The sequence below is a fragment of the Kushneria avicenniae genome (genome assembly GCF_900112585.1).
Classification (GTDB): Bacteria; Pseudomonadota; Gammaproteobacteria; order Pseudomonadales; family Halomonadaceae; genus Kushneria; species Kushneria avicenniae.
Genome location: NZ_FOLY01000001.1, coordinates 458,402 through 472,819, shown reverse-complemented (window position 1 = coordinate 472,819; position 14,418 = coordinate 458,402). Strand labels below are relative to the sequence as shown.

At 59.8% G+C, this 14,418-nt stretch carries 12 protein-coding genes; 3 read left to right on the top strand and 9 right to left on the bottom strand.

Translation table 11 applies throughout. The features are described from left to right. Positions 1–40: 40 nt before the first annotated feature. The gene (locus tag BM079_RS02245; RefSeq protein WP_090130369.1) at positions 41–1,231 is read right to left on the bottom strand and encodes an amino acid aminotransferase; all 1,191 of its coding nucleotides are present in this window, start codon (positions 1,229–1,231) and stop codon (positions 41–43) included. Positions 1,232–1,363: 132 nt separating this feature from the next. Next, positions 1,364–2,509, bottom strand: a complete 1,146-nt coding sequence (gene cfa, locus BM079_RS02240) for a cyclopropane fatty acyl phospholipid synthase (protein ID WP_090130367.1) — start codon at positions 2,507–2,509, stop codon at positions 1,364–1,366. Between the two features lie 215 nt (positions 2,510–2,724). On the opposite strand from cfa, the gene BM079_RS02235 reads away from it, so the two are divergent. Continuing rightward, the gene (locus BM079_RS02235; protein WP_090130365.1) at positions 2,725–3,063 is read left to right on the top strand and encodes an MTH1187 family thiamine-binding protein; all 339 of its coding nucleotides are present in this window, start codon (positions 2,725–2,727) and stop codon (positions 3,061–3,063) included. On the opposite strand, the gene BM079_RS02230 is transcribed toward BM079_RS02235, so the two are convergent. The 3 genes from BM079_RS02230 to BM079_RS02220 all read right to left on the bottom strand — a co-directional run bounded on the left by BM079_RS02230 (position 3,038) and on the right by BM079_RS02220 (position 5,330). Beyond that, a complete protein-coding gene (locus BM079_RS02230; protein ID WP_090130363.1) occupies positions 3,038–3,388 on the bottom strand; it encodes a hypothetical protein in 351 nt (116 codons plus the stop codon). The two genes, BM079_RS02235 and BM079_RS02230, sit on opposite strands and share 26 nt — an antisense overlap. Positions 3,389–3,390: 2 nt before the next feature. Continuing rightward, positions 3,391–4,305 (bottom strand): LysR family transcriptional regulator ArgP, encoded by a 915-nt coding sequence (locus BM079_RS02225; protein WP_090130362.1) that lies wholly within the window; start codon positions 4,303–4,305, stop codon positions 3,391–3,393. Positions 4,306–4,556: 251 nt separating this feature from the next. Further along, positions 4,557–5,330 carry an SIMPL domain-containing protein gene (locus tag BM079_RS02220; protein ID WP_090130360.1) on the bottom strand — a complete coding sequence of 258 codons (774 nt, stop codon included), beginning with the start codon at positions 5,328–5,330 and terminating at the stop codon, positions 4,557–4,559. 272 nt (positions 5,331–5,602) lie between these two features. On the opposite strand from BM079_RS02220, the gene BM079_RS02215 reads away from it, so the two are divergent. Then, positions 5,603–6,703, top strand: coding sequence for an ABC transporter substrate-binding protein (locus BM079_RS02215; protein ID WP_175489563.1), 1,101 nt, complete (start codon positions 5,603–5,605; stop codon positions 6,701–6,703). Positions 6,704–6,812: 109 nt separating this feature from the next. Here the strand turns inward: BM079_RS02215 and cobO are convergent, their stop codons facing one another. Together cobO and BM079_RS02205 are read right to left on the bottom strand one after the other, a co-directional pair. Then, positions 6,813–7,421, bottom strand: coding sequence for a cob(I)yrinic acid a,c-diamide adenosyltransferase (gene cobO / locus BM079_RS02210; protein ID WP_090130803.1), 609 nt, complete (start codon positions 7,419–7,421; stop codon positions 6,813–6,815). 48 nt (positions 7,422–7,469) lie between these two features. Continuing rightward, complete coding sequence (locus BM079_RS02205) at positions 7,470–8,690, bottom strand: NupC/NupG family nucleoside CNT transporter (RefSeq protein ID WP_090130355.1); 1,221 nt, start codon at positions 8,688–8,690, stop codon at positions 7,470–7,472. Between the two features lie 212 nt (positions 8,691–8,902). On the opposite strand from BM079_RS02205, the gene BM079_RS02200 reads away from it, so the two are divergent. Next, positions 8,903–9,118 (top strand): BCCT family transporter, encoded by a 216-nt coding sequence (locus BM079_RS02200; RefSeq protein ID WP_380059483.1) that lies wholly within the window; start codon positions 8,903–8,905, stop codon positions 9,116–9,118. 115 nt (positions 9,119–9,233) lie between these two features. Here the strand turns inward: BM079_RS02200 and BM079_RS02195 are convergent, their stop codons facing one another. Both BM079_RS02195 and ydiJ read right to left on the bottom strand, forming a co-directional pair. Next, positions 9,234–11,123, bottom strand: a complete 1,890-nt coding sequence (locus BM079_RS02195; protein ID WP_090130353.1) for a cation:proton antiporter — start codon at positions 11,121–11,123, stop codon at positions 9,234–9,236. Between the two features lie 108 nt (positions 11,124–11,231). Then, entirely contained in the window at positions 11,232–14,324 is a 3,093-nt protein-coding gene (ydiJ, locus tag BM079_RS02190) for a D-2-hydroxyglutarate dehydrogenase YdiJ (protein WP_090130801.1), read from the bottom strand. Positions 14,325–14,418 lie beyond the last annotated feature (94 nt).

Sequence of the window (14,418 nt, the reverse complement as noted above, 5' to 3'; positions counted from 1 at the left end):
GCGAGCCGAAAGGCTCGCTTTTTTGAAAAACGCAAAAGCGTTATTTGACAACCGTGGCGATGGCCTTTGCCACATACTCCAGTGACGCTTCGGAGAGTCCGGCAATATTGGCGCGCCCGGAGCCGACCATGTAAATGCTGAACTCGTCTCGCAGTCGCTTGACCTGTTCCTGCGTCAGACCGGTGTAGGAGAACATACCACGCTGCTCGGCGATAAAGGCAAAGCGCTCTTCAAGGCCGTGCGGGCGGAAGGCCGCCACGAAATCGCTGCGCAGGCCGTTGATGCGTCCGCGCATATCGGCCAGTTCCTGCTTCCACTCTTCGGTCAGCGCCTGTGAGCCCAGAATCTCGGCAACAACCGCCGCGCCGTGAGAGGGCGGGGTGGAGTAGTTCTCGCGAGCGGCAATGGCGACCTGGGTACGCACGTTGTGCATCTGCTCGTGATCGGTGGCCAGCACCATCAGTGCGCCGGTACGCTCACGATAGAGCCCGAAGTTTTTCGAGCACGAGGTCGTGATCAGCAGTTCATCAAGCGATTCCAGGAAAAGGCGTACGCCGAAGGCGTCCTGATCCAGGCCGTCGCCGAAGCCCTGGTAGGCAAAGTCGATCAGCGGCAGCAGTCCGCGTGACCTGACCACTTCGAGTACTCGATGCCACTGATCTTCCGAAAGATCAAAGCCGGTCGGGTTATGGCAGCAGGCATGCAGCAGAACGATATCGCCTTCCGGTACTTCGCCAAGTGCGGCCAGCATGGCCTCGAAATCCAGACGGTTGTCGGCGTTGACGTAAGGGTAGCGTTTGACCTCGATACCGGCGGCGTCAAAGATGGCCGGATGGTTGGGCCAGGTCGGATCGCTCAGCCAGATGGCGCGACCTGACAAATGAGACTTCAGAAAGTCGGCCGCCAGTCGCAGGGCGCCGGTGCCACCCGGGGTCTGGGTGGTACTGATCCGCTGTGCCTTCAGGGCCGCGGAGTCTTCACCCGCCACCATCCTTGTGACTGCTTCGGTATAGCGCGTATCGCCGTGGGAGCCGATGTAGCTCTTGGTGGCTTCCTGCTGGTAAAGCTGCTCTTCCGCTTTTTTGACCGTCGCCAGCACCGGTGTGCGGCCCTGATCGTCACGGTAAACCCCTACCCCGAGATCGACCTTATTGGGGTTGGTGTCCTGCTGATAGGCTTCGATCAGGCCGAGGATGGCGTCCCCGGGAACTCGCTCGATACGCTCGAACATCTTGAATGACTACCTCGTCGGGTTGGCGGCCATGAATGAATGGGCCTTGGGATGGCACATGGAAATAATGCCACCGCAGGGCCGTCGCTGCCACCGCAGATCACGTGCCCGGGTTGGCGCCGGACATGACCGCTAGCGGGGAGCGTCGTATCGACCGCTTCGACGTCTGGAAAAGACGACTTGCCAGAGCTGTAGATCGCGCGCACGAAAGGCACCGGCGCAGCTGGCCAGATAGTAGCGAAACATGCGCTGGGTACGTTCGTCGTAGGGCAGCGAGGGCCAGGCCGATTCGATATTCTTGAGCCATGCCATCAGGGTGCGATCATAATCCGCGCCAAAATTCTGCCAGTCTTCCATGACCATGGCGTTCTCGGTGGGCATCGCGATCTGTGCGACCGAGGGCAGAACGCCGTTGGGGAAAATATACCTGTTGATGAAGGGGTCGGCGCCAATCTCCGAGTTGTTGGAGCCGATGGTGTGAAGCACAAACAGCCCGTCCGGGGCCAGCAGTCGTTCCACGGTATCGAAATAGGTCTGATAGTTCTTCTGCCCGACGTGCTCGAACATGCCGATCGAGACGATACGGTCAAAGCTGCCCTCCAGATCACGGTAGTCCTCAAGCAGAATGTCGACGTCCAGCCCTTCACAGCGCGTACGGGCAAGCTCTGCCTGCTCTCTGGAGATAGTGATGCCCGTGACGTGAACGCCGTAATGGCGGGCGGCATGCTCGGCAAAGCTGCCCCAGCCGCAGCCGATATCAAGCACCCGCATGCCAGGACGCAGCTGCAGCTTGCGCGCGGCCAGATCCAGTTTGGCAACCTGAGCCTCATGCAGTGTGTCGGCGCCTTTCCAGTAGCCGCATGAGTAGCACATGGTCTCATCCAGCATGGCCTCGAAAAGATCATTGCCGAAATCGTAGTGCTGCTCGCCCACGATAAAGGCGCGCGTTCGGCTCTGAAGATTGGTCAGGCTGGTCTGAAGATGGTAGAGCAGCTTTTCGCGGCGGGTATGGGCGCGCTCGCCCAGATTGGCAAGCAACACGCGTTCGATGAACTGATCGATGCGCGCACACGACCACCAGCCGTCCATGTAGGATTCACCCAGCCCCAGCGACCCCTGACGCACCACTCGGCTATAGAATCCGCTGTGATGAATCTGTAAATCCCATGGTTGGGTGCCGTTGAGTGCGACGCCTGTCGGGGCAAGCCACTTCTCGATAAGTCGCCGTGCGCGTGAATGGGTCTGTGGGGTCGATTTGTCAGCGGTGTTGCTGGTCATGCCACCCTCCCTTGGGTAATGGTGCCTTTCACCCGGGATGTCTCTTCTATCATGAAGAGATGATCGCACTGCCATGATCAGAAGAGGCGCCGAATGTTCCTTTCTTGTGTCATTCTTAAAATTTAATCGACAATTGCCTGTTTTGCATCCTCGTTTTCATACGAATGTTTACATCCAGGTCATGTCGTCAACGTGAAAACAGGGAGCGATATCGTATGAAAGTCATGATCGATCTATGTGTGGTGCCGCTGGGCGTCGGGGTGTCGGTCGGCGCGTATGTATCGGCCTGTCAGGAGGTCATCGAGCAGGCGGGGCTTGAGCATCAGATGCACGCCTATGGCACCAATATTGAAGGCGAGTGGGAGGAGGTGTTTGAGGTGGTCAGGCGCTGCCATGAAGTGGTTCACGACATGGGGGCACCCCGTATCACGACCTCCATGCGTATCGGCACACGCACGGACCGCGAGCAGAGCATGGCGGACAAGATCGAGAGCGTACAAAAGCACAGCTCTGGTGGGGCAGTAAGGCTCAGCGACAGCGAAGGGTCAGCGTAGCGCGCCAGGCATCGCCCTCGGAAGTGGCTGCCTCCAGGGCATCCGTACTTGAGCGGGCATCGGGATCATCATCCACAGCGGCCATGGTGGGCGGTGTCACCTGGGCATTTATCAGGCTGACCTCCCGGCCGCCCCGGGCCAGACACTGTGCCTGACCCTTCTCAAGGGCATCGGCCCGGGCAGTAGCGCCGTCAATGGCGACAGCGCTGACTGTCAGGGTATCTTCTGCCCTGGTATCTCCCTTTTCAGGTGAGGTGCCGCAGGCCGACAGACAGGTGACAACGACACAGACAAGCGCTGGTTTCAGGACAGAAGAGGGGGACATGATCAGGGCACTCCCACAGGATTTTCGAAACCGTCAAGATCGGTCAGCCAGCGTCGGGCGTGCTGGGTCAGATGCTGCGTCAGGGCTTCCAGTATATTCCCACCCTGACGCCAGTAGTGCCAGTAAAGCGGCACGATGACGTCAGAGCTGCTCTCGAGGTCGATCAGATCTCCCCGTTCGATGGCAGCCTGCGCCTGAATTTCGGGCACCAGACCATAGCCGATACCGGATCGAATCATCTGGTAAAAGCCTTCGGAAGACGGACAGAGGTGGTGAGGAAAGGGAGCGGTCACCCCATGATTGGCCACGTAGCGCTGCTGGAGTCGGTCATCGGGGCCAAACACTACGGCCGGGGCTTCGGCAAGGGAAATGCGATCCATACCGTTGGGGAAATAGCGCTGCATGAAACCGGGCGTGGCCAGCGGACGATAACGCATACCACCAAGCGGGCGGGCACGGGCACCCTGGATTGAACGTGGCGTCATGCACAGACAGGCCGCCACCTCACCATCACGCATGCGCTTGAGCGCAGCTTCCTGATCCTCGACCACCAGATCAAACAGTACGGCGTGCTCACGAAAGAAATCCTCGACCGCCTCTGCCCACCAGGTGGCCAGACTGTCAGCATTGAGCGCGATGCGAAGGCGCTGCTCGCGATCGCCGAGCGAAGGGACGTAGTCAAGCAGATCATGCTCGAGCAGACGAACCTGCTGAATATGATTGAGAAGCTTTTTCCCCAGTTCCGTTGGGGCAATGCGCGGGGCGCGGATCAGCACCGGCTGACCCAGGCGCGCCTCCAGAAGCTTGATTCTCTGGGATACCGCGGACTGCGTCAGTCCCAGTACCTGAGCGCCGCGCTCAAAACCTGCCTGGTCCACGACGGCGCCAAGCGCCTCAAGAAGTTTATAGTCGAGCATAACGCCTGCTAAGCCGTTTTATATGATGAGTCCATTCAACAGCTCTAGAGAATAGAGCATGCAACAGGCAGGTGCTCGGGAGTCTCCCCGGCCGGTATCAGCGCTGGCGCCATCAAAAATGGCGTCGGATACCACGGAGCATGCTCAAAAGCACATGGCTATTTCCGTGAGCCTGTCGATGGTTCGAAACAGACCCGTGAACCGGTCAGGTCAGGCCGGTAGTGATAGGGAGATGTCAGGTCTCCGCGGGATCAATTATCGCTGGTCGATGATGTCTCAAGTGACCAGTTGACCAGTACGCCTGCTTCTACGCTGATGGTGCCCGGCGTATAGGTGGCGCTATCGGCCTGCTCGGTGCGGGCCGTTGCCATCATCATCGGGCGAAATACCGGTGATCGGGTTTCCTGAATGCGCTCAACGCGGCCCAGAGAGACAGACAGGGCATTGCTCATCAGCTCTGCCTTTTGATGAGCCCGCGCCAGTGCCTTTTGAAGCGCCTTGTTTTCGACGCTTTCTCGGTCGCTGACGTCATAGCGGATGCCTTCCAGTCGATCGATGCCGTTGGCAAACAGGGCATCAATGATACCTGGTAACGATGTCAGGTCGTTAATATCGATATCAAGGTGACGCTCAATGACCACGCGCTCGAGCAGGGGCGCGCTCTGGTCCTGTTGCTGCAGCTGCTGTTCGTTGCGCACGCTCAGATTGCCGGCATGAAGCTGGTCATCACTGATGCCCAGCTTTCGCAGCGCCTTGATCAGCGCAGTACTGCGCGTTTCAAGCTGCTTGCGTGCCTTGGTCGTGGCGTCGTCATCGCGTTCGGCGCCCATTTCAACCAGCGGGGTGGCTTCAACCAGCACCGCATTGAGTGTGGCGCGATCAGGTTGCACATCGACGCTGGACTCGGCCTGTACCTCGATCTGGCGAGAGGCCGATGTGTCTTGTGCCAGTGCAGGCAGCGTCGGCAGGCTCAGAGCCATCAGGGCCAGCAGTGCGGGAATGCGCGGTGAAACGGGCATCGGCATGAAGCTCCATACAGGGCGCCGTCGGCGCGAAACGAAAGCAGCAATGATATCAGGCCGAACACCGAATGGCCGAAATGCTGCCAGGATAGTAAATAGGCGGTGTCATGAAGTACACCGCTCCCTGTGTGATCCGCTTTCAGGTCCGCCGGAAAAGAGAGGCGCACGATGTATCAGGGTGTTTGCCTCGGCGATGCTGCACGCTCATGATAGGCGCAGCAGGCGCTATCCGACCTTTCGTTTTTGATCAGTCAGGACTCTACATCAGGATGCATGTGAATACACAATGGTTTGCCGGCCTGGCGATGGGGCTTTTTTCACTGTCGGCACAGGCAGATATTACCGTGCATGACATTGAAGGCCGCGATGTGACGCTCGACAAACCGGCAGAACACATCGTACTGGCCGAAGGACGTCAGTTGATTGCCCTGTCGCTTCTGGATAAAAATCCGGCGCACTGGTTGCTGGGCTGGGGCAGTGACATGAAACGCTCTCCCGAGCTTTATGACATTTATCACAAGCGTGCTCCGGAACTCGAGAAGCTTCCGATCGTGGGAGATGGCCCCGGCCCGGGCAGCATCTCGGTAGAAAAAATCATTGCGATGAATCCTGATGCTGTCGTGCTGAGCCGCTCACAGGTGCCGATTTCCCAGGGGCAGGAGCTCATGCACCAGCTGGATGCCGCCGGTATCCCGGTCGTGTATATCGATTTTGCCACCGACCCACTGGATGACACCGTGCCCAGCCTGCGGGCACTGGGTACGCTACTGGGAAGAGAGGATCAGGCCGAACGCTATATCCGCTTTTACGAGCAAAAGCGCCAGGCGGTGCTGGGGCGGATCGATCAGGACTCGAGTACCGAGAGACCCACGGTCATGATTGAAGCTCACGCCGGCATGAACGAGTGCTGCAACTCCCCCGGTCAGGGCAGCTTTGACCATTTTGCCCAGCGCCTGAACGTGGATAACATCGGTGCCGAGGTGCTCAAGGGCAAGAGTGGGCGCATTGATCCTGAATATGTACTGACCCGGGACCCGGATGTTTATATCGCCACCGGCGGCGGATATCTCCGACGTGTCAACGGTCTGGTGCTGGGGCCGGATGTCAGCGAAAGCGATGCCAGGCAATCCTTGAAGCATATTCTCGAGCGCCCGCTTATCGGTCATTTAAGCGCGGTGGAAAACGGCCGGGTACACGGTCTCTACCATCATCTCATCAACACGCCGCTCAATATTCTGGTGCTCGAGGAGATGGCGAAATGGAGCTATCCTGATCGGTTTCAGGATATTGACGCTCATCAAACGCTTGAAGAGATCAACGAGCACTATATCAGCGACCCGTTCACGGGCTCGCTGTGGGTGGATCTGAAAACATAGCGCTGCCCGGCCCCGGGCGGCGCATGATGTTTCAGAGTCAGTGATCGTTGGTAGTCGATGGTTGGTAATTTATGACTATTAGTAGTTGATGGCTAATAGTGGTTAATGGCTAATAGTCGATACCGCGTCGTGCCTTCAGACCGTTATTGAAGGCGTGGCGGGTTTCCTGCATCTCGGTAATGGTATCTGCCATGGCCATCAGCTCGCGGTGAGCATTGCGCCCGGTGACGATGACCGTCTGCTCGACGGGGCGGTGACTGATGGCCTGTTTGACCGTTTCGATATCGAGATAGCCGAATTTCAGCATGTAGGTGATCTCGTCGAGTACCACCAGATAGCGGGATGGGTCACTCAGCATTCTGGCAGCGTCCTGCCATACTGCTTCACAGGCCTTGCGGTCGGTCTCTCGATTCTGGGTTTCCCACGTAAATCCGGTGCCCATGGTGGCGATCTGCAGGTTGGGATCCTCCTGCAGTCGCGCTCGCTCGCCACATTCCCACTCGCCCTTGATGAATTGAATGACGCCAACGCCGTAGCCGTAGCCCAGCGCGCGTGTCACCGTACCCCAGGCCGATGTGGTCTTGCCCTTGCCGTTGCCGGTCAGGATCAGCAGCTGCCCACGCTCCTCGCTGGCGCTGGCCACCCGCTCATCGACGTGACTTTTCAGTTTTTCCATGGCGCGCTGATGGCGCGCCTGTCGCTGTTCGTCGTTGCTCATGTCATGACGTCCCATAACCTTGAAACATGTCGCTTTAATATCGCCGTCCTACAGCGACAGAAACAGACCGGCAAGCGAGGCGCTCATCAGATTGGAGAGCGTACCGGCCAGAATTGCCTTCGGTCCCAGTCGGGCCACATCACCACGACGTGAAGGGGCCATGACGGCCAGTCCACCCATCAAAATGGCAATCGAGGAAATATTGGCAAAGCCGCACAGGGCAAAGGTAATAATGGCCTTCGTGTGCTCGCTGAGGCTGCCTTCAAAGCCGGTGAACGAAGCAAAGGCGACAAACTCGTTGAGAATCGTTTTCTGGCCGATGAAATTGCCCGCCGCCACGGCTTCTGACCACGGCACGCCGATCAGCCAGGCCACCGGTGAGAAGATATAGCCCAGAATCAGCTGCAGGGTCAGATCTTCAAAGCCGAACAGGCCGCCGATACCGGTCAGTATGGCATTGGCCAGTGCAATCAGGCTGACAAACGCCAGCAGCATGCCGCCGACATTGAGCGCCAGCTGTACGCCGGTGCTGGCGCCGGTCGCCGCGGCATCGATGACGTTGGCCAGCTGTTCGTCGTTTTCAGCGGTCGATACGTTGGTGTCGTGCTGCGGTGTTTCGGTTTCCGGCAGCATCATCTTGGCCATCAAAAGCCCACCGGGGGCAGACATGAAGGAGGCTGCAATCAGGTATTGAAGATTGACGCCCATGGCAGCGTAACCGGCCAGCACCCCTCCGGCCACGCTTGCCAGCCCGCCGACCATGACGGCGAAAAGCTCCGAACGCGTCATATCGGCAATGAAAGGGCGAATCACCAGCGGCGCTTCTGTCTGGCCGACAAAGATATTGGCTGCTGCGGACAGGGATTCCGGTCGGCTGGTGCCCATCAGCTTCTGGATACCGCCGCCCAGGATATTGATGACCCAGCGCATGATGCCCAGGTAATACAGCACGGAGACCAGCGAGGAGAAAAAGACGATGACCGAGAGCACCTGAATGGCAAAGATAAAGCCATTACTACCGCCTGCCAGCGAACCGAAGAGGAACTCGATGCCGTCACCAGCGCTGTCGATGACGGTCTGAACGCCGCCTGACATGCCCATCAGGATGTGTTGACCCACCGGCACGTAAAGCACGAACAGCGCAAATCCGGCCTGCAGGACAAAGGCCCAGAAAACGGTGCGTAGACGAATGGCGCGGCGATTTTCGGAAAAGATAAAGGCAACGGCCAGCACAAACACGATGCCGACCAGTCCCATCAGAATTTGCATGATCAACAACTCCCGGTCTGTATTATTGATTGTTCCAGGGAACAACATTCTCTCGTATCGCCCGGGCGATATGGCGCCTACCTTACCAGATTGAATTCTGAGCGCACGGGCCAGCCGCCGGGGCAATGGCTCTCACCATCAAGGCGCGCAATTATGGCCGGATCTGGAGTCTGAATATACCCGGCAGAAATGGATTGATGGGGTAGGCACCTTTGCTCCCCCTCCGGGCCATCTCCTTCGGGGTCGTTGCGGCGCTGCTTCTGATGATGGAAGAAGGCGGCATCAGTGCCCTTCAGTCGGTCATTGTCATCGCCGCCGTACCGGTCTCGCTGTTGCTGTTGCCGCTTTTGTGGACCGGGCCGAGAGCGGCCTGTGCCATGGCGCGTGAGCAGGGGATCGCTACCGAAAAGCGCCCCGATGACAAATGATGCCAGCCCGAGCGTTCGAAAGGGCATGAATAAAAAAAGCCTCGCAGATGCGAGGCTTTTTTCATGGCAGCGGGAAGCGGTGATTACCGGTTCAAGGTCCGGTTCAGAGTCCGGTTTAGGACGGCAGGCGACCCGGGTTGCTGCTGTCACTGCGTGTGGGCGCCACACGCTGTTCTTCACGGGCCCGCTCTTCACGTTCGTCCGGCTGCATTTCAGGCGAGTCCGGATAGATCAGGCTGATCACGCGCTCGCCCGGTTTGGGTGCCAGGGGCACATCAGTGTGTACCACGCGCAACCGACCGTTGGCGGCCACACAAAACAGCGGCATCAGGCGACCATCGTGAATGCGACGATACTCTTCAAGACCGAAGTTCTCGGACATTTTCGTTACCCGGATCTCGGCACCGCTGGCCACCAGACTTGCCAGCTTGGCGAAGGTGGCCTCGTCATCGAACAGGCGCGGCAGATGGCCCAGTGCCCGGTCCTGCTGACGCTTGGCGTGCTTGCCTGACTCTTCGGCCAGCCGGAAGACGTTGCCGTGGCCCAGCATGTGTTCAAAATGCAGCGCTGCCAGATTGTTGAGCTCGCGATAAGGCGACAGCGGCAGCAGGCGTCCAATGCCGGTCAGCTCCAGATGCTGGGTGGCGTGTTCCGACAGCGGATTGCCGTAATAGACCGGTAGCCCGGCCATGCGTGCTTCCTGCACGGCGTCCCAGCTGGTGTCGGTCAGTCGAACGGTCCAGCCCATCGTCATCAGCTCGCTGGCGATGGCGCGAGCCACCGGGTTGGCGCCAATGATGAGAAAACCGGTCGGTTCCGGTTCGCTGACCTTGAGCGCCCTGACGATGGGCCGAGAGAACAGACTCTGGATGACCACCGTGCCGATGATGACGAGAAACGTCACCGGCACCAGCATTTCGGCGCCCTCGACACCGGCCTTTTCCAGCTTGATCGCAAAGAGCGACGCCACGGCTGCAGCCACGATTCCGCGCGGTGACAGCCACGCCAGCAGGGCCTTCTCGCGCCAGTGAAGCTCCGTACCGATGGTGCAGACCCAGACGGTAATGGGGCGAGCCACGAACATCAGTACCGCCAGGAACACCCAGGCCGGCCAGTTCAGCGTCATCAGCTGTTCGGTTGAAATGCGCGCGGCCAGCAGGATGAAAAGCCCCGAGACCAGCAAAACGGTCAGGGTTTCCTTGAACTCGATGATCGGACGCACCGGAATGCCGCGCATATTGGCCATCCAGATGCCCATGACGGTCACGGTCAGAAGCCCGGACTCCTCGAACAGCGCGTTGGAGCCGGCAAAGAGCGTCAGCATGATCATCAGAGTGCCGAAATTGTGAAGCCGCTGCGGCAGCCAGTGATGGCGCAGGATCAGCCCCCAGAGCCAGCCGCCCAGCGCGCCAAGGCCGAACCCGAGCCCCACGGTCTGTCCAAACAGCAGCAAGGTGTGTGAGGCCGCACCGTTTTCCTGTCCCAGCGCCACGAATTCGTAGATCAAAACGGCCAGCAGGGCGCCGACCGGGTCCACCAGAATGCCTTCCCAGCGCAGAATCTGGGACAGATTGGCTTTGGCCCGCAGGGTCTGCAGAAGAGGGATCACTACGGTCGGTCCGGTGACGACCAGCAGCCCACCCAGTACGGCGGCGATCTCGAGCGGCATGTTCAAAAGCCACCAGGCGGCCAGTGTGCCGATCACCCCGGTGATAATCACCCCCCAGGTAATCAGACGGATGACGGTGCGACCGTGCCCTCGAAGATCCTCGTAGTTGAGCGTCAGACTGCCTTCAAACAGGATGACTGCCACGGACAGCGAGACCAGCGGAAACAGCAGCTCCCCCAGGATGGCATCCGGGTCCAGCCAGCCGGTGACCGGTCCGGCAATCAGGCCGACAATCAACAGCGGCAGGATGGCAGGTAGATGAACCCGCCACGCTGCCCATTGACACATCAGGGACAGCAGGCCGATCAGGGCCAGATAAAGCGCAGCGTGTTCCATGCAGGAAGCTTCCGATAGGGGCTGATAATGAGGGCGCAGCCTAGCCGCAGGCGATGATCGTTGCAACGGGGACAAAAACGGCCGCCTTAAGATGGCGGCCGTTGATCTTCAGGATAGCGCTTTCCGGCGTCGAAGATGTGACAGCAGGGCCTGTAGCGGATGTTTTAGCGTGACGTTCGAGAAGCGTTTGACCTGGCTACGACAGGAGTAGCCGGTGGCCAGCAGTCGTATATTGTCATCGGCGTTTTCCACGAGCGGCTGCCACGACTGGCTGTAGATGACACGTGAGGTCTCGAGATTGCGCGCCTCGTGACCATAGGTGCCGGACATGCCGCAGCAGCCGGTAGGCACCAGCTCGAGCTCAAGGCCGAAAGCGTTGAACACCTGTTGCCATGCTTTCGCACTGCCGGGCGCGTTGGTTTTCTCGGTGCAGTGGCTCAAAAGCCGGTAGTGGATGTTCGTCCCGGTCGATGAATGCTGCGATGCCGGTGCCAGGGCGCCAGCCATGGACAGCAGCCACTCCTGAGGCAGCATCACCTCGGGCACCGCGTCACTGCCGAGCGCATCAACGTATTCCTGGCGGTAGGTCAGGGTCATGGCCGGATCGAGGCCGATCATCGGCACCTCGAGGCGGGCCAGGGCCTGAAGAACCACGGCCTGAGTGCGGGCGGTTTTATGAAAGTTTCCCATAAAGCCCTGTACATGCATGGGCTTGCCATTGGGCCGGTAGGGCGCCACGAACACGCAAATACCCAGCAGACTCAGGCACTCGACAAGCTCGCGAGCCACGCGGGCATCGAACCAGGAAGTGAAGGCGTCCTGAACCAGCACGACACTACGCGCCTTTTGCTGCTCGCTTAAAAGTCCGAGCGAGACGGGCGTGGCCTCGGCAATGCCCCAGGCGTTGAGCTGCTTGTGAAAATCGCTGGGTGAAAAGGCGGGCGCATCCACCATGCCGACCCAGCGGGCCATGACGTACTGGATCGGCTTCTGGCGCAGCAGCGTATTGTAGAGCGGTGCTACCGGCTTGAGCCGCGGCATCAGGGTTTCCATGCGAGCAATCAGATGATCGCGTAGTGGTCGCAGGCGCCGGCCATGGTAAAGCTCCAGAAAACGGCTGCGAAAATCCGGTACGTTGACCCGAACCGGACACTGCCCGGCGCAGGACTTGCAGGCCAGACAGCCGGCCATGGCCTCGTGAACCTCGTCGGAAAAGGCATCTTCCCGGCTCAATGTACGGCGCAGCCGCGCCGGCAGCGTTTTAAGCCGCTGTAGTGTGCCGGCCCGGCGCAGCTCGCGTGCCTCGGCCAGTACATCATTGCCGGCGGCCTGCTCTCTTCTCAGCCACTCGCGCATCAGGCTGGCGCGTCCCTTGGGCGAGTGGATGCGCTCGCGAGTGGCCTTCCAGGAGGGGCACATGGCATCGTTGGGGTCGTAGTTGTAGCAGGCGCCGTTGCCGTTGCAGTAGACCGCACTCTGATAGCTCTGCCAGACCCGCTCATCAATGGTGCGGTCCAGCTCGCCTCTGGTGGTCACGCCGTCCACCTTCAGCAGCGCGGCATCGCTTTCCAAAGGCGTGGCGATCTTGCCGGGATTGAGCTGGTTATGCGGGTCGAAGGCCCCCTTGAGCTGCTGCAGGGCTGGATAGAGGTCACCAAAAAAGGCCGGGGTATACTCTGAGCGAACCCCCTTGCCGTGCTCGCCCCACAAAAGCCCGCCGTAACGCTGAGTCAGGGTAACGACTTCATCGGAGAGTGGTCGAATCAGGGCCGCCTGCTGCGGGTCCTTCATGTCGATGGCCGGGCGAACGTGCAGGACGCCGGCGTCAACATGACCGAACATGCCGTATTCGAGACCGTGACGATCGAGGAGATCGCGAAACTCGCCGATGTAGTCGGCCAGCTGCTCGGGCGGAACGGCCGTGTCCTCGATGAAGGGGATCGGACGTTTCTCGCCCTGAACGTTCCCCAATAGCCCGACGGCGCGCTTGCGCATACCGTAGACCGTGGTGATGCGCTTACGCCCCCAGGCGATGGTATGGCCCAGACGGTCGACATCCCGATTGTTCTCGAGCGCCTGCGTAAACGCCTCGACGCGACGCTTGAGAGACGCCTCGTCGTTGTCGTTGAACTCCACCAGGTTGATACCGCGCACCGGTGGGGCATCTTCCTCGCCGGCCGGAAAATATTCCGCCACGCCGTCCCAGATGATGTCTTCCATGGCCAGCATCAGCACGCGGTCATCGATGGTCTCGATCGAGGTGGGCGCCTTCTCGCTGTTATCGCTGCCCATCAGGGCGCGGGCATCGCGCAGAGCGTCCATGAATCCCGGGTAGCGAACGTTGATCAGGGCTGAATACTTCGGCAGTGGCAGCACATTGAGCGTGGCTTCGATCAGAAACCCCAGGGAGCCCTCGCTGCCGCACAGCACGCTGTTGAGGTCGAAAAGGCCGTCTTCGGTACGTAGATGCGCCAGATCATAGCCGGTCAGGCTGCGATTGAGCGGTGGGAAGACGCGCTCGATCTGCTCGCTGCGGGTGTCGATGATCTCGCGAGCGCAGCGATGCACCTCGCCAATACGGTCCGTGCGGGCACACTGCGCTTCAAGGTCGGTGTCGTTGAGTGGCCGGCTGATAAAGCGATCGCCGCCCAGAAGCGCCACATCAAGCTCAAGGACGTGATGGCGCGTCTTGCCATAGGCCCGCGAGCCCTGGCCACAGGCATCGGTGCTGATCATGCCGCCGATCGTGGCGCGGTTGGAGGTTGAAAGCTCAGGAGCAAAGAAAAGGCCATGGGGCTTCAGGGCGGCATTGAGCTGGTCCTTGACCACGCCGGCCTGAACGCGGACGCGGCGATTATCTACATCGATATCGATGATGTGGTGCATGTGGCGGGTGACATCCACCACCAGCCCGTCGGTCAGGGACTGCCCGTTGGTACCGGTGCCGCCACCCCGCGGCGCCAGCACGATCTCATGAAAGGCCGATTCTCCGGCAAGACCGGCCAGCAGGGTAATGTCTTCGGCGTCACGCGGATAAATCACGGCTCGGGGCAGTCGCTGATAAAGCGAATTGTCGGTCGCCAGCACGACACGGTTGGCCTCGTCAGCAGCGATGTCTCCCTTGAAGCCACGGGCGTTGAGGGCGTCAAGGAACTGCTGATAGCGCTGCTCGAGCGCCGGGGTCTTAAGCTGTTCGGTCATGGTCAAGTCTTGCGGCCAGGGGCTGTCAAAGTGTGCCATTGTCCCGCGTCATCGTTTCCGTCGACAGGGAAACGGGCGGGGAGGTATCACGGCA

What these genes read in the sequence shown, in the direction of transcription:
- BM079_RS02245 (WP_090130369.1), bottom strand. Translation starts at nt 1,231, where the DNA reads ATGTTCGAGCGTATCGAGCGAGTTCCCGGGGACGCCATCCTCGGCCTG.
- cfa (WP_090130367.1), bottom strand. Translation starts at nt 2,509, where the DNA reads ATGACCAGCAACACCGCTGACAAATCGACCCCACAGACCCATTCACGC.
- BM079_RS02235 (WP_090130365.1), top strand. Translation starts at nt 2,725, where the DNA reads ATGAAAGTCATGATCGATCTATGTGTGGTGCCGCTGGGCGTCGGGGTG.
- BM079_RS02230 (WP_090130363.1), bottom strand. Translation starts at nt 3,388, where the DNA reads ATGTCCCCCTCTTCTGTCCTGAAACCAGCGCTTGTCTGTGTCGTTGTC.
- BM079_RS02225 (WP_090130362.1), bottom strand. Translation starts at nt 4,305, where the DNA reads ATGCTCGACTATAAACTTCTTGAGGCGCTTGGCGCCGTCGTGGACCAG.
- BM079_RS02220 (WP_090130360.1), bottom strand. Translation starts at nt 5,330, where the DNA reads ATGCCGATGCCCGTTTCACCGCGCATTCCCGCACTGCTGGCCCTGATG.
- cobO (WP_090130803.1), bottom strand. Translation starts at nt 7,421, where the DNA reads ATGAGCAACGACGAACAGCGACAGGCGCGCCATCAGCGCGCCATGGAA.
- BM079_RS02205 (WP_090130355.1), bottom strand. Translation starts at nt 8,690, where the DNA reads ATGCAAATTCTGATGGGACTGGTCGGCATCGTGTTTGTGCTGGCCGTT.
- BM079_RS02195 (WP_090130353.1), bottom strand. Translation starts at nt 11,123, where the DNA reads ATGGAACACGCTGCGCTTTATCTGGCCCTGATCGGCCTGCTGTCCCTG.
- ydiJ (WP_090130801.1), bottom strand. Translation starts at nt 14,324, where the DNA reads ATGACCGAACAGCTTAAGACCCCGGCGCTCGAGCAGCGCTATCAGCAG.